We start from the raw sequence: 15,945 nt of genomic DNA, 5'->3' as shown, positions 1-15,945 counted from the left end.
TGAGCCGTCCCACTTCTGCCCCGCTTGCGGAGCAGCTTCACTGTCTGACCGGAGTTCATCCGATGAACCGTTTGATCGCACCACTGATCGCCTTATCGTTTTTGAACGCAGAGGCCCAGGCCGCCAGCGAAATCCGTATCACCCAGAATGGCGCTCAGCCCTCGATCCACGGCGCGGCGGAAAACTTCACCGGCTCGGTACGCGTTGACGGACTGTTCAAGGGGGACCTGCCGGCGCGCATCGGCGGCGGCACGGTGACCTTCGAACCCGGCGCGCGTACTGCGTGGCATAGCCATCCGTTGGGGCAAACACTGATTGTCACCGCTGGGGTCGGCTATGTGCAGCAAGAGGGTGGCCCGCGTCAGGAAATCCGTCCGGGCGACATTGTCTGGATCCCACCGCGTACCCGTCACTGGCATGGCGCCACAGCCAGCAACGGCATGACTCACATCGCCATCGCTGAAGCCGAGGACGGCAAGACCGTGACCTGGGCGGAGAAAGTCTCGGACGCGCAATACGCCGCACAAGCGCAGTAAATGAGGTTACGGAATGTGTTGAAGCCTCACGCCCGGCACGCAGTGACCCGAATCGACGGAGCCTTTCATGATGACTGACGCACGCAAGACCATTCCCCTCCCCGTACTGGCGCTCTTTCTGAGCCTTGGGGCGATGTTCAGCGTTCCCACTCAAACAGCCGAGGCATCGCAAATCATGACCAGCACTCAAGCCACCGCAGAAACACTGTCGAGACAACAACAGGCCATTCCCCTGATCGCAGCGTTAATGGCGACCAGCGACATGCCCAATCTCAACGCGGCGCTCAACCAAGGTCTCGATGCCGGCCTGACCATCAGCGAAACCCGGGAAATTCTGGTGCAGCTCTACGCCTATGTCGGCTTCCCGCGCAGCCTCAATGCCTTGAACGAACTGATGACAGTGGTGCAGGCACGCAAACAACGTGGCATCGACGATGCGCCGGGGCGTGAGCCGAGCCGAGCCATTGCAACCGGTGACGAACTGCTGGCGGCGGGCACGGCCAATCAAACGAAGATTTCCGGTGGCCCGGTCAAAGGGCCGGTGTTCGAGTTCGCCCCGGTGATCAACCGGTTTCTGCAAACCCACCTGTTCGGCGACATCTTCGAGCGCGACAACCTCGACTGGCAAAGCCGCGAACTGGCGACCGTCGGGGCGCTGGCGGCGACGCCGGGGGTGGAATCGCAATTGCGCTCGCACATGCTGGCGAGCCTGCGCATAGGGCTTGGTGCTGCACAGTTGCGTCAGGTCATTGAAGTGCTGAAGGCACACGGCGATGCACAGACTGCCGAACGTGCAAATACAGCGCTGAACCAGGCACTGGCTGCGTCGGGGAAGTGACATGAAATCTGCAAAAAACCTTCTGGGCATCACCCTGCTGAGCCTGTTGGCAGCCTGTGCCAACCAGCCCGATGACTCAGGCCCATTGCTGATTCAGGCACAAGGCAGCTTCGCCACCGGGGGGACCATGACTACCGCGCCGGGGACTTTCAACCCGCGCCAGCCGATGTCGCCGCAAGGTCAGACCTACCACGGTGACCACGCCTACGCGTTCTACCAAATCCCGGTCGACGCGCGAAAACTGCCCATTGTCATGTGGCACGGCGCGGGTCAGTTTTCCAAGACCTGGGAAACCACCGCCGATGGCCGCGAAGGTTTTCAGAACATCTTTCTGCGCCGCCACTACGGCGTCTATCTGATCGATCAGCCTCGCCGTGGCGATGCCGGGCGCAGCATGGTCGAGACGACGATCAAACCTGTGCCGGACGAGCAACTGTGGTTCAACCAGTTCCGCATCGGCCTGTGGCCCAACTACTTCAATGGCGTGCAAGTGGCTCAGGATGCGCAAACCCGCGAGCAGTTTTTCCGTGCAATGACGCCGAACACCGGGCCGTTCGACATGGGCGTGGTTTCCGATGGCGTATCGGCGCTGTTCGACAGAATCGGCCCGGGCATCTTGTTCACGCATTCGCAGGGCGGCGGGCCGGGTTGGTTGACGGCGATCAAGAACGACAAGGTCAAGGCCATTGTGGCTTTCGAACCGGGCAGTAGCTTCGTCTTCCCGCAGGGTGAAGTACCCGCGCCGATTCCCAGCGCGTTCGACACGGTGCAGGGAAACGCGGTGCCAATGGATCAATTCATGGCACTCACGCGCATTCCGATCCTGATCCTTTACGGCGACAACATCCCGGAACAAGCAGTGGACCTGCCCGCACAAGACAGTTGGCGCGCTCGGCTGAAGATGGCCCGGCTATGGCGTGACACGGTCAATCGGCACGGCGGTGACGTACGGCTGATCCACTTGCCGCAGATCGGCATCAACGGCAATACCCACTTTCCCATGTCGGATTTGAACAACGTGCAGATCGCCGACCTGGTGTCGAGTTTTCTCAAGGAAAAACATCTGGACTGACTAGAGCCCACGCCAATTTTTATGAAACGCCCTCTTTGATTGCTCAGGAGATTCAAGTGAAAAACACCATTCTGAAAGCCACGCTCATGTCGGCGTTGGTCGGTCTCTCGGCGGGCGAAGCCTTGGCTGCCGACTACAAAAAGAACCCGTTCACCCTGGCCTACGACGGCGCCATCAGCAAGAACGAACCGGGCAAGGTCAACATCCACCCGGTCAGCTACAAGCTCAATGGCCTGGACATCGCTGCCAACGTCTACACCCCTGCCAACTACGATGCGAAGAAGACCTATCCGACGGTCGTGGTCGCGCACCCCAATGGCGGCGTGAAAGAGCAAGTCGCCGGTTTGTATGCCCAGCGTCTGGCCGAGCAGGGCTACATCACCATCACCGCCGATGCGGCTTATCAAGGCGCCAGCGGTGGTCAGCCGCGCAGCATCGATAAACCTTCATATCGCATCGAAGACATCCACGGCATGGCCGACTTCATCAGCCAGTTTGCTGGCGTCGATGATAAACGTCTGGGCCTGCTCGGTATCTGCGGCGGCGGTGGCTACTCGTTGGCCGCGGCGCAAACTGACAAACGCTTCAAATCACTGGCGACGGTGAGCATGTTCAACTCCGGCCGGGTGCGCCGCAACGGCTACAACGACTCGCAACTGGACAGCGTTCAGCAACGTCTGCAACAAGCATCAGCGGCGCGCGCGCAGGAGGCGGCCGCAGGCGCAGTGCTGTATTCGGGTGATGCCAACCTCACCGACGAGCAGATCGCCAAGCTGCCCTTCGAGCTGTATCGCCAAGGCTACGAGTACTACTGGAAGACCCACGCGCACCCGAATTCGACCTTCAAGTACACCACGAGCAGCCTGCTGGACTTGATGCGTTTCGACGCGACCAACCAGATCGAACTGATCGACCAACCGTTGCTGATGATCGCGGGCAGCAAGGCCGACAGCCTTTACATGACCCGGGATGCGTTTCCCAAGGCCACCGGCACCCATGACAAGGAACTGTTCATCATCGACGGCGCCACCCACATCGACACCTACTGGGTCCCGCGTTATGTCGACGCGGCCATCGACAAGCTGGCAGCGTTCTACGCAAGAACCCTTTGACCAATTCCTCGGGGCTCTGCTTACATTGAATAATCACGCGCTCCCCATGAGAGGCTCTCATCAATGTCTCGCGCCAATCTCAACGATCTGCAAGCCTTCGTGGTCATCACCCGCGAAGGCAGTTTCACCCGCGCTGCGGCACAGCTGGGTGTCTCGCAGTCCGCGCTGAGCCACACCATGCGTGCGCTCGAAACCCGACTTGGGGTTCGTCTGCTGACCCGAACCACACGCAGCGTCTCCCCTACCGAAGCCGGTCAGCGCCTGTATCAAACCATGGCCCCGCGCTTTGACGAGATTGAACTTGAGCTGGCGGCGGTCAGCGAGTTTCGCGACACCCCGGCAGGCAACGTACGGATCTGCGCTTCGGAACACGCGGCGAACAACATTCTTTGGCCCAAGCTGTTGAAGGTGCTTCCCGACTACCCGGATATCAAGGTCGAAATCACCGTCGACTACGCCCTCTCCGACATCGTCGCACAGCGCTTCGACGCCGGCGTGCGCCTGGGCGATCAGGTGGCCAAGGACATGATCGCCGTGCCGATCGGCCCGCCGTTGCGCATCGCGGTCGTAGGCTCTGCCGAGTATTTCAAACACAGAGCCATTCCCAGGGAACCAGGAGACCTGGCTGCGCACAACTGCATCAATCTGCGCCTGCCCACCCATGGGAGCCTGATGCAGTGGGATTTTGAGAAGGACGGACACGAACTCAAGGCGCGCGTCGAGGGGCAATGGACCTTCAACAGCAGCGTGCCGATCCTGCGTGCGGCTGTGGCGGGATGTGGTTTAGGGTTTCTGCCTGAAGATATGGTCGCCAAGGAGTTGGCTGACGGCAATCTGGTGCGAGTACTTGAGGACTGGTGCCAACCCTTCGCGGGCTACCATCTTTACTATCCGAATCGCCGTGAGCATTCGTCAGCGTTTGGCGTTGTGGTTGATGCACTGCTCTATAAACGCTGAACTGCCAGCCTTCCCGAAAACGCTTATTCCAACAACGAAACCAACCGAGGCTCAATCAGGCCCTCTTCCACTTCAAGCAACGCCAACGTCACCGGCAGCTTGAACCGCCGCGGCCCCGCGCTACCCGGATTAAGGAATAGCCGTTCGCCGCGCCATTCAATGCGTGGTTTGTGGGAATGCCCGGTAATCACCAATCTCGTACCTGCATCCAGTATCGCCGGAACATCGGCCATGTCATGGACCAGCAAGGTCAACCATCCATTGAGGTCGAAACTCAGGTGATCGGCGATGTGCTCCGCCCACGGGATCGCCTGGTCATTGTTCCCGCGCACGACATGCAGGGGCGCGATCGCCGCCAGTTGTTCAAGGATTTGCGGCTTGCCGATGTCACCCGCGTGAATGATCCGTTCACAGCCCTGCAATGCCGCAAGGGCTTCGGCACGGAGCAAGCCGTGGGTATCGGAGATCACGCCAACTTTCATGCCAGGCTCCAGGAATGAATACAGGTACCCATTGCGTTGTTTGCGTGATCCGGGATCAGCTGCTTGACTCACTCCGGCACACGGTCAACGACAGGGATGTTTGCCAGCACTACCTTAGCCGAGTCCGGCCTGATCCACGATCTGCACTTTCATTGACTCAGGTCTGAAACCAGTGAGATTAGCTCTGGATAATATTTTTTTCAGGTTTTTCAATAGGCTATAGATGACCGCCCAACTCTTTGCTGTTCATGGCCTGGTGAGTTTCACGCTCGCCATCCTGCTGCTCTTCCTGGGCAAGACGCTGGTCCAGCACAGCACCTTGCTGCGCCAATACTGTATTCCCGAATCGGTGGTCGGCGGTTTTGTCTGTGCGGCAGTCACGAGTTTGTTGTACTTCGGTCTCAACATCCAGGTCGAATTCGACCTGCAAGTACGCGACACCATGCTGCTGTACTTCTTTGCCGGCATCGGCTTGAAGTCGGACATGCGCCAGTTGATCAAGGGTGGGTGGCCGCTGATGATTCTGCTGGCGCTCGCCACAGTGTTTATCTTCCTGCAAAACGCGCTGGGCATGGGGGTGGCCGAGGTATTCGGGCTTGATCCGAAAGCCGGCCTGATGGTGGGTTCCATTTCCCTCACGGGTGGGATTGGCACCAGCCTGGCCTGGGCACCGCTGTTCGTTGAAAAGCTGGGCATACAGAACGCGCACGAATTGGGGATCGCCAGCAACACCGTCGGCCTGATTGCCGCCTGTGTGATCGGCGGTCCTATCGCCAACCGGTTGATCCGTCGTTATCAACTCACGCCCTCCCGAGATGCGGGGCTGGAAGTCGGCATTCTTGAACAGCAGCAAAGCAAGCCGCTGGACTATTACGACGTGCTCTGGGCGTGGATGTGGCTCAACCTGACCTTGATGCTGGGCTACGGACTCAACCTGGTCCTCGTCGACAGCGGGATCACCCTGCCCAAGTTCGTCAGTTGCCTGTTCGCCGGTATCGTCATTCACCACCTCGTCCAGGCACTGATCGGCGAGCAGCGCCTGAAGTCCTGGAGCGGTGCCAGCCAGGGCTTGTCGCTGATCTCCGATGTCTGTCTGGGGATGTTCTTGACCATGGCGCTGATGGGTTTGCAGTTGTGGCAGCTCAGCGGCGCTCTGCTGTTCATTGCTTGCGCGTTGACCTTGCAGATACTGCTGACCGTGCTCTATACGTATTTTGTGGTGTTTCGCTTCATGGGTCGAAATTATGAAGCCAGCGTGATCGCTTCAGGCTTTGGCGGGATTGCGCTCGGCTCTACCGCGACCGCCATCGTAAATATGACCACCGTGACTCAGAAGTACGGTGCGGCGCATCAGGCGTTTCTTATCGTGCCGCTGGTGTGTGGGTTTTTCATTGATCTGGTTAATGCTGTGATTATCGGGATGTTTAGTGGGCTGTAGCGGTTTTCGTATGAAGGCTAGCGCGCAGCACTGCGAGTACTGGCAAACGCACTCGTACCCAGCCAACACCACAGGCTTTGCGCATCCAGCGCTGCGCCATCTACACGCAGCTCTCCCGACTGGAGCACCTCCTTAGGTGTACGGTCACCCGCCCACACCTCGGTCAACGCGCGCACGCTGGAGTCGACGACGAGCGTCAATTGGCGCCCGGGATCGTCGCGGCACAGGTCTGCCACGCCCTCTTCGACCACGAGCCACCATTGCTGCTCGCCGGGTCGCGCGTCGCGGAACTTGAACTGGATGACCACCGGCCGCGCCGGGAATGTCTCGATGCGCACGAACCGGCGCACGTCCCACATGAGCAGGCCCGCGTCGAGTTGGTCATCGCGCAGGCGACTGCCGATCCAGCGCGCGCCCCAGTGCCCCAGCGCCATGATGATGGGGCGCAGTTCCTCACCCGCTTCGGTCAGGCTGTATTCCCAGACTTTGCCAACAGCGGTGCGGTGCACCACACCGATTTCTTCCAGATGGCGCAGCCGCTGCGCCAGCAGGTTGGTGGACATCCGGGGTACGCCGCGGTGCAGTTCATTGAAGCGTTTGCTGCCGCACAGCAACTCGCGCACGACCAAGGGTGTCCAGCGCTCGCACAGTGCTTCAGCACCGCGCGCGACCGTGCAGAACTGACCGTAGCTTTCGTCCATCGCCTGCACTCCCACTGTCACAACGCTTCAGATTCTGAACTAGCCGCGCGACTTCGCCACGCGCAGGCTCAAGTCTGCGACAGCCAACCGCCCCAGGAGAACGCCATGACCAAGATCGCCATCATTCAGCGCCCGCCCGTGTTGCTCGATCGCAGCGCGACGATCGCCCGGGCCGTGCAATCGGTCGCTGAGGCTGCGGCGGTGGGCGCCTCGCTGATCGTTTTGCCCGAATCGTTCATTCCAGGTTACCCGTCATGGATCTGGCGGCTGGCGGCGGGAAAGGACGGCGCTGTAGTGGGTCAGTTGCACTCGCGGCTGCTGGCCAACGCCGTCGATATCACCAACGGTGATCTGTGCCAATTGTGCGAGGCCGCCAGGGTCCACGCCGTGACGATCGTCTGCGGCATCAATGAATGCGACCGGTGCAATGGCGGCGGCACGCTCTATAACAGCGTAGTCGTTATCGGCGCGAGCGGCGCCGTGCTCAACCGCCACCGCAAGCTGATGCCCACCAATCCCGAGCGCATGGTGCATGGCTTCGGTGATGCGTCTGGCTTGCGTGCGGTCGATACACCGGTCGGCCGCGTGGGCGCGCTCATCTGCTGGGAGAACTACATGCCGCTGGCGCGCTATGCGCTGTATGCCCAAGGGGTGGAAATCTACGTCGCCCCCACCTACGACACCGGCGAGGGCTGGATCAGCACGATGCGTCACATCGCACTCGAAGGCCGCTGCTGGGTGCTCGGCAGTGGCACCGCGCTGCGTGGCAGCGACATTCCCGATGACTTCCCGGCGCGTGCGCAACTGTTTGCCGATCCGGACGAGTGGATCAACGACGGCGACTCGGTAGTGGTCAATCCGCAAGGCCGGATCGTGGCCGGTCCGTTGCACCGGGAGGCAGGCATCCTGTATGCGGACATCGACGTGTCACTCGTGGCGCCAGCACGGCGGGCGCTCGACGTCACCGGGCACTATGCGCGCCCGGACATCTTCGAACTGCGGGTGCGGCGTACGCCGGCGACCTCGGTGCATTACATCGACGGGTGAAGGCAGGTAACTTTTGTCTGATGTCGGTATCGCCTGACCATTGATCAAGGAGTCATGCCATGAACATTGAACGGTCTTACAAAGGCAGTTGTTTTTGCGGTGCAGTCGAGTTCACCGTCAGCGGAGAGCCGGCCGGGATGGGCTATTGCCATTGCGAGTCGTGCCGGCATTGGTCCGCAGGGCCGGTCAATGCCTTCACCCTGTGGAAACCCGAGGCGGTGCATGTGACTCTCGGCGCCGACAACATCGGCACCTACAACAAGACCCCACAGAGTTACCGCAAGTGGTGCAAGACATGCGGCGGGCATCTGTTCACCGAACATCCGGGGATGGGGCTGATCGATGTGTATGCCGCGGTCATCCCGGATCTTGAGTATTCGCCAGGAGTGCATGTCCATTATCAGGAGTCGGTGTTGCGCATCAAAGATGGGTTGCCCAAGTTCAAGGATGTGCCGAAGGAACTTGGGGGTTCGGGTGTTAGCGTGGATGAGTAGGAGCGAGCTTGCTCGCGAAAAGATCATGAACGATATTACGTGACCGGATACTTGCGACATCCTTGGGTTTTTCGCGAGCAAGCTCGCTCCTACATAGGCATTAAGACCTCTGTGGCTTCGGTGCGTGCCCGGGAGCGGTTCTATTCGATGCTGGCGATACGTGGGCGTGGGCTGAGGCCGAAGGTCTGAGCCCGGATGCGATCGAGAAATTGTATAGCGATCTGGTTAAGCATTTTATTGCCGAGGAGATGAAACACTGGTCGGCGCAATTGCCCGAAACCTGATTCTGAGGTAATGGATGTCCCCTTGAATCTGCGGCGTGAATAAAAATGGACGCCGAGGGCTTACGCAGATCTGTAGGAGCCGGCTTGCTGGCGCTTGCGGATTGTCAGGCGAAGACTTTGTCGACTGTACCGGCGTGATCGCCAGCAAGCCGGCTCCTACAGGATTAGTGATCGCGCATTACAATTGGTGCGCAATGTAATCAATGCTCGGCGCCACATCATCACGCCCACAACGGGTGGGCTTCTGGCCCCATCAATACCATCGATGTTCACAATCACGTCAATGAAGTTCTCTTAAAAACTCCGCGGCGTAACATCAGCCCCATACCAACCAACAACACCCCGGAGTACACGATCATGAAACGCCAAATCCTCCTCAGCATCGCTTTCTCGGTTTTTGCAGTTAACGCTTTTGCCGCTACCTCTGTTGCGCCTGTTGTCGCTGAAGGTGGCTCGGATCGTCTGATTGAAAGCCGAGTGGCTGAGGGTGGTTCTGACCGCCTGATCGAAAATCGCGTCGCTGCCGATGGTTCGGACCGTCTGCAAGGCAACACCGTCGCCTGACCCCATCGCTACACCGCAGTACCCAACAAAAAGCCCGGCCTGATCAGCCGGGCTTTTTCGTGTTCACTGCGTTTTACCTGTCTATCAAGGCACCGCATCCATCTTGTTCACCGCCACTCCAGGCCCACCCCGGTTTTCAGCTTTTTCCATGGCCGCCACCAGGTCCTTGGCGCCCGCGCCCCATTTGGAGATGACTTTGAACGTGTCGGTAAAGGACACGTCGAGAGGATGCACCCGGCTCGGCTCGAGGATGTAGATTGCGCCGGCCAGGGGTGTGGGTACCGAGGGGACGAAGATGGTGTAGCGGCCATCGTCGAACACTTCGATGATGAACGCCGGGACCAGGGCGTCTTCGATCTCGACCAGCGCGGGCTTCCACACGGTCTGGCGACTGTCTCCCGCTATCTGCTGGGTCAGGCTGCGGAACAAGCCATAGCCGGGTATGCGTTCGAACACGCCCGTTTCTACCCGTTTGCGGGCTATCTCGCCCAATCGGGTGCGCAGCGCCACGCCGATCAGGAAGCAGATCACCAACACCAGTATCAATGACAGGAGTTGCTCGGCAGGCAGCCATTCCGGAAGCAGCTTCGTAAACGGTCGGACCAGTTGCCCGAGGGACTTCATGCCCTTGAGCAAGACCAGGATGGCGAGGTAGATGGGGATGATCACCAGCAAGCCGGCAATGACGCGTTTAGTGAAGTACCCCACTGCCTGGTTCATGTGCGCTACCTTTTCTGGATGGGCAGAATGGCTCAGGACTTCTCGCGCCTGGAGGCTGAATTGGATGCCGGCGCCCTGAAAAACAGCACTGCAAATGTGGATGTTTGACGATAGTACGCACCGGGCTGTCCCACAAGCACGGGCCGGAAAAGTTGGCTTGGAGGGACTATCGGCCTCGGAGCCGAAGGTATTGCGAGCAGATTTTTTTTGTTTGCTACTATCAATGGACGGCGTCGACGCTGGGGTCCGGGGTTTGCACAGTCGGCTGGCATTTCCTGGCATTGATCCACTTATTGCAATCTGCCTGACCACAGGGAGCTGTGATGCGCATTCCATTTTTTTACGCGTTGTCAGCGGTCCTTATACTGAGCGGATCTCCCTTCATGGCGCAGTCAGCGGGTACAGCCGGTTCCCCGCCAGCCAATCCTCCCAGTGCGGCGCCGGTCGCGGCGCCCGCCAAAGACCCCGTATTTACCCAGGAACAGCTGGACCAGATGCTGGCACCCATTGCGCTCTACCCGGACCCGCTGCTGGCGCAGGTACTGATGGCGTCCACCTACCCTGGGGAAGTCGCCGAGGCGGTCACCTGGTCCAAGGCCCATCCGGACGCCAAGGGCGATGATGCGGTCAAGCAAGTGGCGAACCAGCCTTGGGACCCGAGTGTCCAGGCGTTGGTTGCCTTCCCGCAGGTGTTGGCGACGCTGGGGCAGGACCCCGTCTGGGTGCAACACCTGGGTGATGCCTTCCTGGCGCAGCCCGACGATCTCATGAACGGGGTGCAGCGCTTGCGTCATCAGGCTCAGGCAGCCGGCAACCTGCAGAGCAACCAGTACCAGAACGTGACGATCCAGAATGTGGCGCCGGCGGCCCCCGCACCGGCTGCCACGACCACGACTGCGGCGCCGGCTGAGGCTCCAGCCAGTAGCAGCTCCACCATCATCATCCAGCCCGCCGATCCGCAGGTGGTGTATGTCCCCACCTACAACCCGACAACCACCTACGGCACCTGGGCCTATCCCGCTTCACCTCCTGCCTACTATCCACCGCCGCCCGCCTATTACCCGGGCCAGGCGCTGATGGCCGGGCTGGCGTTTGGTACCGGGGTGGCGATCGTCGGAGCGTTGTGGGGCGACTGTGACTGGGGCAATAACGACGTCGACATCGACGTCAATCGCTACAACAACATCAACGCCAACAACCGAATCGGCAACAATCAGAATAAATGGCAGCACAACTCTGCGCATCGCAATGGCGTGCCCTATCGAGACAACAGGAGCCGCGAACAGTACGGCCGGCAGCTGGACGGTGCCAACCAGCGGCAGGCCTATCGCGGCGACAACAACACCCAGCGCACCCAGGCCCGTGAAAATGCCCGCAATTCAATGGACCGGCACGGTATCGAACGACCCGCCACCAGCAATCTGGAGGCCCGTGACCGGGCGCGCGAAGCCCAGTCCCGGACCTCGGCCAGCAACCGGATGCAGGCCGGTGCAGAAAGACCGAGGGCGACCGACAGAAGCCAGGGCACTGCCCGGAACACTCGGGAGAATCAGCAGGCGAGAAATCAGCAGCCAAGGACTCAGCAAACCAGGAATCAGGCGAATCAACGCAGCACGCAGGCACGCCAGACGACGCAAAAACGCCAGACCACACCGGCCGTCAATAGAGGCAGTGCCCGCAACAATGCCTTTGCCGGCGCGCGTTCACCGTCCCAGGCCAACGTTCAAGCCAATCGCGGCCGGGCCAGCCAGGCTTCCTATCAGCGCCCCAACGCCTCGCGAGCCGCCGGCCACCAGGTCAGTCGGCCGTCCAGTCCACCAGCGCGTTCAAGGGGGGGCCGCCGTTGAATAACCATCCTCGAGTAAAGACAAGGGGCGTGTTTGTGCATGCCTTGGCGATCACCGTTGGCCTGGCCTGGTCGTGCATCGCGACGGCGCAGCAGGATTTTCCAACACCGGAAAAAGCCGCTCAAGCGTTCGTCGAAGCACTGGGTACGAAAAACGCCGATCAGAAACGCCTGACCGAGTTGCTGGGTGAAAACTGGCGCAGTTTCATCCCCCGCAACGGCGCGGAACGCGAAGACGTGGAGGCGTTCCTCAAGCAATACCACCAACAACACCAGATTGAAAAAACCGCTGACAACAAGGCGATTCTATCGGTGGGAAGTGATCACTGGACGCTGCCTATTCCCATCGTTAAAAGCGCGAACGGCTGGCGCTTCGACGTCAAGGGCGGTAGTGGCGAAATCCGTGCACGGCAAATTGGCCGCAACGAACTGGCCGCGGTGCAAGCGGCACTGGCCTATCACGACGCCCAGATGGACTATGCCTCGGTGGATCGTGACGGTGACGGCGCACTCGAGTATGCGCAGAATATCTACAGCACCCCCGGCCAGCACGACGGACTCTATTGGGCCGACGATGACAGCGGGCAGATCAGCCCGTTGGGCTCCGAGTTCGGCAAGACCATTGCCGGCGAGCCCTGGCATGGCTTCCACTTTCGCATCCTGCTGGGCCAGGGTCCTTCGGCACCGGGCGGGGCCTACAGCTACCTGATCGGCGACAAGATGAGCCGGGGCTTCGCCCTGATCGCCTGGCCGGCGAAATACGGTGAAACCGGGGTGATGAGTTTCATGATCAGTCACGATGGTCAGGTCTTCGAAAAGGACCTGGGACCCGGTGGGGAAAAGTTGGCGCAGACGATGAAACGCTTCGATCCCGATGACAGCTGGAAGGACGTGCCGGACGATCAAGAGAAGCCGGATTGACGCAAGTTTTTGGCGGGTGGAATTGATCCTTCCCACGCTCTGCGTGGGACGCATCCCGAGACGCTTCGCGTCGCCCTGCGCCAATTGCGCATTAGTTGCCTCCAAATCTGACATTGTTCGCCACCCACGCCATCGCGCACTTCACCAGTGATGGCCAACAGCTACTCTCTCTCCGATTTCGCATACTCCTCAACCAAACAGAAAACGATGACCCTGTGGCGAGGGAGCTTGCTCCCGTTCAAACGTCCCGTGCTCGTGTGTAGCCGGAGCAAGCTCCCTCTCCACAGGGTCATCGTCAGGCCTGTTTGATTGGCATCAGTCCCCCCGTTTCATCTCGCTTTCGTCGCGCTTTTTCAGCCTCCGCCAGTGCCTGGCGAACCAGCGCCCGCGCTGCCCAGGCGCTGGCGTCGAGTGATTCTTCGAGGCTCGCGCCACTGATATCGCGCACGGCGATCAAGGCCTCGGTGCCCATGACGATCGACAGCGCCTGCTTCAGGCGTCTGCGCGCCCTCGGGGCAAGCACGTCCTTCAGCGAGTCGACGATCGGCTCGATGTAGCCCAGGCGTCGACCCGGCCGCAGGGGCTCGTGGGACGCGTTGTCGAGCCACACCGTCATGAACGAACGCTCCATCACGTGCAGGCCGACTTCGTCGTCGAGCAGGAGTTTGTTCAACGCGTTCGCTGCCAGGCCGATGCCCTTGACCGGATCCTGGCCGGGCCGCCAGATGCGCTCCAGCGGCGGCATGTCACGATCGGCCGCCGTCTCGCTGATCAACGCCTCGACCGTGGGAAAGTAGCGATAGGCTGTGGCGCGCGAGACCCTGGCGCGCTCGGCCGCTTGCGCCACCGTGGGCTGGTGGCCCTCGTCGCGCAAGGCGATGGCGGCGTCGATCAGCGCCTGGCGGGTACGCAGCTTCTGGTTGACGCGGCCTTTTGGATCGCCGCCGCCGACCGACGGGCTTGACTGGGAACTGGACATGGAATAAATGATACTTTGCCTTGTAATGAGACTCGCGTCTCATAATAGACCCACGGCACCGGACCTGCCACCGCACCTGCGGGCATCACGATTTCAGGGATTTTCCAGCAACTGAGCGCGCCTCAGGGCGCTTGAGGTCAATGCCATGAATCACACTCCCCGTTCGCGGACCTGGTTTCGGCTCGCAGCCCTCTACTTCGCCGTTGGCGTGGTGCTGGGGGTGGCCATGGGCGCCTCCGGCGACCACTCGCTGTTCGCGGTACATGCCCATGTCAATCTGCTGGGATGGGTGTCGATGGCCCTGTTCGGCGTCATCGCCACACTGCACCCGTGCATGACCGAAGGTCGCATTGCCGCCGTGCAGTTCTGGACCTACAACCTGGGTGTGCCGGTGATGCTCGGCGCCCTGACCCTGCGCCTGAAAGGCTTCGCGGCGTTCGAGCCACTGATTGGCGTGGCATCGATCCTGATTGGCTTGAGCGTGCTGCTGTTTGTCTGGCTGGTGTTTTCGCGCATCGGCGTGGCTGCCGGAAACTTGAGCCGCGCGACAGGCGAATCACGCCTGTCGTGACACTGCCGCGGGTGCCCTATGGACAAGGCACCCGCGTTTCTCCCCTACTGCGCCAACTGCAGGCGCACCCGGCTGCGGCGTGACAAACCGGCCTGCAGCGCAAACGCCAATACCACGGTCGAGGGGGCAGAAAAACTGCCCAGGCCACCCCCGCAATACATCAACGCGAGTCCCGCCGCGGTCGCGCCAAACCAGGCCGTCAGCCCCACCGGATTGAAGGCGGCCACCTGCTCCAGCGCCACCTCGTCGCTACGTCCATAAAGAATCTGCGCCAACGCCACACCAACCCAGGCCACCACAAAAATGCCCTGGTAGGCCAACGCCTTTAGCAGGTAGGCAAACACGTCGGCGAGCATCAGGCCGTACACGATCACCCCCACCGCCAAGGCCCATACCAGGTACGAACCACGCACGCCAAAACGCCCGAAGAATGCCTGCATGTTCAGCGTTGCCAGGTAGTAATTGGCGGTATTGATGCGGGTTTGCGTGGCCCAGACAAACAACAGCCCCCACAGGCCCATCAACTGCAGGATCGCCATGACCACCGACACTTCATTCAATGCGCCTTCATGGGGAATGCTGCTGACCAGGTAGATGCCAGCCGCGCCGTTGAGCAAAAACGTCACCGCGTAGAACGGCATGCCGAAGTTCCAGCGACCGTGGTAGCCGGCATCCTCGGGCTTGCCGAAACGCGCATAGTCGAAGGTGAACAGCATCAACACCCAGACGCCCATGTAGGCGACGAAGCAATCCCACCAGCCCGTCGCGCTGGGCGTCGCCGGGCCGAAATCCAGCCATTGCGGCTGGTAGCCATAACGACTGATCGACAGCCCCACCGCCACCAGCAAGCCACCCAGGTAGACCGGCAACAACACACCATTGAGCTTGTCCAGCCAGTGCTGCACGCTGCCCAGGATCATCGGCACGCTGTACAGCACCACCAGCAGCGCGGCCAGCGGATAGACCAGTTCCGGGTAGAGATGATTGAGCGCCACGGCGATCACCGAGCCCTCGAACACCGCGTAATAGATCGCCGTGGAGAAGAAGATCAAGGTGGCCAGGCACGCCCCCGTGCTGCCAAACAGCAACCGCGAAAACAAGGCCACGGACAAACCGCTGCGGATCGCGAAGCGGCTGAGTACAGCGTTGACCAGGCCGTAGCTGATCACCGACAACAGCATGCCGATCAATGCATTGCGGGCGCCGTAGGACAGCGCCAATGAAGCCCCCACCACGATGTAGAACATGGCACTGCACACTGCCCACCAGGCCATGGTCAGTGACAACCGGCCCATGCGTGCCTGGGGCGCGACAGGGCAATTGGCCGGGTCTTGCCCGGTTTGACTCGATTGCGATAAAGCAGCCATATGCGTGAACTCCAGA

General features: G+C 60.6%; 16 protein-coding genes and 2 pseudogenes. 13 read left to right on the top strand and 5 right to left on the bottom strand.

The features are described 5' to 3' along the window. Nucleotides 1-62 precede the first annotated feature (62 nt). From ACYP2Q_RS24915 to ACYP2Q_RS24895, 5 genes are all read left to right on the top strand, one after another. Nucleotides 63-536 carry a (R)-mandelonitrile lyase gene (locus ACYP2Q_RS24915; RefSeq protein WP_459732910.1) on the top strand — a complete coding sequence of 158 codons (474 nt, stop codon included), beginning with the start codon at nt 63-65 and terminating at the stop codon, nt 534-536. A 67-nt stretch (nt 537-603) separates the two neighbouring features. Beyond that, nucleotides 604-1,374: a carboxymuconolactone decarboxylase family protein gene (locus ACYP2Q_RS24910; protein WP_459732909.1), complete on the top strand. Its 771-nt coding sequence runs from the start codon at nt 604-606 to the stop codon at nt 1,372-1,374. Nucleotides 1,375-1,501: 127 nt separating this feature from the next. Next, nucleotides 1,502-2,446 (top strand): alpha/beta hydrolase, encoded by a 945-nt coding sequence (locus ACYP2Q_RS24905; RefSeq protein WP_459733034.1) that lies wholly within the window; start codon nt 1,502-1,504, stop codon nt 2,444-2,446. 56 nt (nt 2,447-2,502) lie between these two features. Beyond that, nucleotides 2,503-3,558, top strand: coding sequence for an alpha/beta hydrolase (locus tag ACYP2Q_RS24900; protein ID WP_459732908.1), 1,056 nt, complete (start codon nt 2,503-2,505; stop codon nt 3,556-3,558). 63 nt (nt 3,559-3,621) lie between these two features. Then, nucleotides 3,622-4,515, top strand: coding sequence for a LysR family transcriptional regulator (locus tag ACYP2Q_RS24895; RefSeq protein WP_459732907.1), 894 nt, complete (start codon nt 3,622-3,624; stop codon nt 4,513-4,515). Nucleotides 4,516-4,538: 23 nt separating this feature from the next. On the opposite strand, the gene ACYP2Q_RS24890 is transcribed toward ACYP2Q_RS24895, so the two are convergent. Beyond that, the gene (locus tag ACYP2Q_RS24890) at nt 4,539-4,997 is read right to left on the bottom strand and encodes a metallophosphoesterase family protein (protein ID WP_459732906.1); all 459 of its coding nucleotides are present in this window, start codon (nt 4,995-4,997) and stop codon (nt 4,539-4,541) included. 223 nt (nt 4,998-5,220) lie between these two features. Here ACYP2Q_RS24890 and gltS point away from each other — a divergent pair, with 223 nt between their 5' ends. After that, entirely contained in the window at nt 5,221-6,435 is a 1,215-nt protein-coding gene (gene gltS / locus ACYP2Q_RS24885) for a sodium/glutamate symporter (protein ID WP_459732905.1), read from the top strand. A 17-nt stretch (nt 6,436-6,452) separates the two neighbouring features. Here the strand turns inward: gltS and ACYP2Q_RS24880 are convergent, their stop codons facing one another. Further along, complete coding sequence (locus tag ACYP2Q_RS24880) at nt 6,453-7,136, bottom strand: winged helix-turn-helix transcriptional regulator (protein ID WP_459733033.1); 684 nt, start codon at nt 7,134-7,136, stop codon at nt 6,453-6,455. 105 nt (nt 7,137-7,241) lie between these two features. Between ACYP2Q_RS24880 and ACYP2Q_RS24875 the strand changes: the two genes are divergently transcribed. The 4 genes and pseudogenes from ACYP2Q_RS24875 to ACYP2Q_RS24860 all read left to right on the top strand — a co-directional run. After that, nucleotides 7,242-8,183 (top strand): carbon-nitrogen hydrolase family protein, encoded by a 942-nt coding sequence (locus ACYP2Q_RS24875; protein ID WP_459732904.1) that lies wholly within the window; start codon nt 7,242-7,244, stop codon nt 8,181-8,183. Between the two features lie 59 nt (nt 8,184-8,242). After that, the gene (locus tag ACYP2Q_RS24870) at nt 8,243-8,677 is read left to right on the top strand and encodes a GFA family protein (protein WP_459732903.1); all 435 of its coding nucleotides are present in this window, start codon (nt 8,243-8,245) and stop codon (nt 8,675-8,677) included. Between the two features lie 102 nt (nt 8,678-8,779). Beyond that, nucleotides 8,780-8,961: pseudogene (locus ACYP2Q_RS24865) on the top strand (chorismate mutase family protein); the annotation flags it as partial. Between the two features lie 357 nt (nt 8,962-9,318). Beyond that, a pseudogene (locus ACYP2Q_RS24860) lies at nt 9,319-9,522 on the top strand (hypothetical protein); the annotation flags it as partial. An 87-nt stretch (nt 9,523-9,609) separates the two neighbouring features. On the opposite strand, the gene ACYP2Q_RS24855 reads toward ACYP2Q_RS24860, so the two are convergent. Continuing rightward, nucleotides 9,610-10,245 (bottom strand): DUF502 domain-containing protein, encoded by a 636-nt coding sequence (locus ACYP2Q_RS24855; RefSeq protein WP_459732902.1) that lies wholly within the window; start codon nt 10,243-10,245, stop codon nt 9,610-9,612. Between the two features lie 323 nt (nt 10,246-10,568). On the opposite strand from ACYP2Q_RS24855, the gene ACYP2Q_RS24850 reads away from it, so the two are divergent. Then, complete coding sequence (locus tag ACYP2Q_RS24850; protein ID WP_459732901.1) at nt 10,569-12,092, top strand: DUF3300 domain-containing protein; 1,524 nt, start codon at nt 10,569-10,571, stop codon at nt 12,090-12,092. A gap of 35 nt (nt 12,093-12,127) precedes the next feature. Beyond that, nucleotides 12,128-13,012, top strand: coding sequence for a DUF2950 domain-containing protein (locus tag ACYP2Q_RS24845; RefSeq protein WP_459733032.1), 885 nt, complete (start codon nt 12,128-12,130; stop codon nt 13,010-13,012). 295 nt (nt 13,013-13,307) lie between these two features. Here the strand turns inward: ACYP2Q_RS24845 and ACYP2Q_RS24840 are convergent, their stop codons facing one another. Next, nucleotides 13,308-13,991 carry a TetR/AcrR family transcriptional regulator gene (locus ACYP2Q_RS24840; protein ID WP_459732900.1) on the bottom strand — a complete coding sequence of 228 codons (684 nt, stop codon included), beginning with the start codon at nt 13,989-13,991 and terminating at the stop codon, nt 13,308-13,310. A gap of 145 nt (nt 13,992-14,136) precedes the next feature. Here ACYP2Q_RS24840 and ACYP2Q_RS24835 point away from each other — a divergent pair, with 145 nt between their 5' ends. Continuing rightward, a complete protein-coding gene (locus tag ACYP2Q_RS24835; RefSeq protein ID WP_459732899.1) occupies nt 14,137-14,562 on the top strand; it encodes a hypothetical protein in 426 nt (141 codons plus the stop codon). A gap of 44 nt (nt 14,563-14,606) precedes the next feature. On the opposite strand, the gene ACYP2Q_RS24830 is transcribed toward ACYP2Q_RS24835, so the two are convergent. After that, on the bottom strand, nt 14,607-15,929 hold the full coding sequence (locus ACYP2Q_RS24830) for a purine-cytosine permease family protein (protein ID WP_459732898.1): 1,323 nt from the start codon (nt 15,927-15,929) through the stop codon (nt 14,607-14,609). Nucleotides 15,930-15,945: the final 16 nt, after the last annotated feature.

The organism is Pseudomonas sp. MHK4, assembly GCF_054600775.1.
This window is presented reverse-complemented; position numbering and strand designations above follow the sequence as displayed.

Coding starts and splice junctions, on each gene's coding strand:
- ACYP2Q_RS24840 (WP_459732900.1), bottom strand. CDS start 13,991: ATGTCCAGTTCCCAGTCAAGCCCGTCGGTCGGCGGCGGCGATCCAAAA.
- gltS (WP_459732905.1), top strand. CDS start 5,221: ATGACCGCCCAACTCTTTGCTGTTCATGGCCTGGTGAGTTTCACGCTC.
- ACYP2Q_RS24915 (WP_459732910.1), top strand. CDS start 63: ATGAACCGTTTGATCGCACCACTGATCGCCTTATCGTTTTTGAACGCA.
- ACYP2Q_RS24830 (WP_459732898.1), bottom strand. CDS start 15,929: ATGGCTGCTTTATCGCAATCGAGTCAAACCGGGCAAGACCCGGCCAAT.
- ACYP2Q_RS24905 (WP_459733034.1), top strand. CDS start 1,502: ATGACTACCGCGCCGGGGACTTTCAACCCGCGCCAGCCGATGTCGCCG.
- ACYP2Q_RS24850 (WP_459732901.1), top strand. CDS start 10,569: ATGCGCATTCCATTTTTTTACGCGTTGTCAGCGGTCCTTATACTGAGC.
- ACYP2Q_RS24855 (WP_459732902.1), bottom strand. CDS start 10,245: ATGAACCAGGCAGTGGGGTACTTCACTAAACGCGTCATTGCCGGCTTG.
- ACYP2Q_RS24880 (WP_459733033.1), bottom strand. CDS start 7,136: ATGGACGAAAGCTACGGTCAGTTCTGCACGGTCGCGCGCGGTGCTGAA.
- ACYP2Q_RS24835 (WP_459732899.1), top strand. CDS start 14,137: ATGAATCACACTCCCCGTTCGCGGACCTGGTTTCGGCTCGCAGCCCTC.
- ACYP2Q_RS24875 (WP_459732904.1), top strand. CDS start 7,242: ATGACCAAGATCGCCATCATTCAGCGCCCGCCCGTGTTGCTCGATCGC.
- ACYP2Q_RS24870 (WP_459732903.1), top strand. CDS start 8,243: ATGAACATTGAACGGTCTTACAAAGGCAGTTGTTTTTGCGGTGCAGTC.
- ACYP2Q_RS24910 (WP_459732909.1), top strand. CDS start 604: ATGATGACTGACGCACGCAAGACCATTCCCCTCCCCGTACTGGCGCTC.
- ACYP2Q_RS24895 (WP_459732907.1), top strand. CDS start 3,622: ATGTCTCGCGCCAATCTCAACGATCTGCAAGCCTTCGTGGTCATCACC.
- ACYP2Q_RS24890 (WP_459732906.1), bottom strand. CDS start 4,997: ATGAAAGTTGGCGTGATCTCCGATACCCACGGCTTGCTCCGTGCCGAA.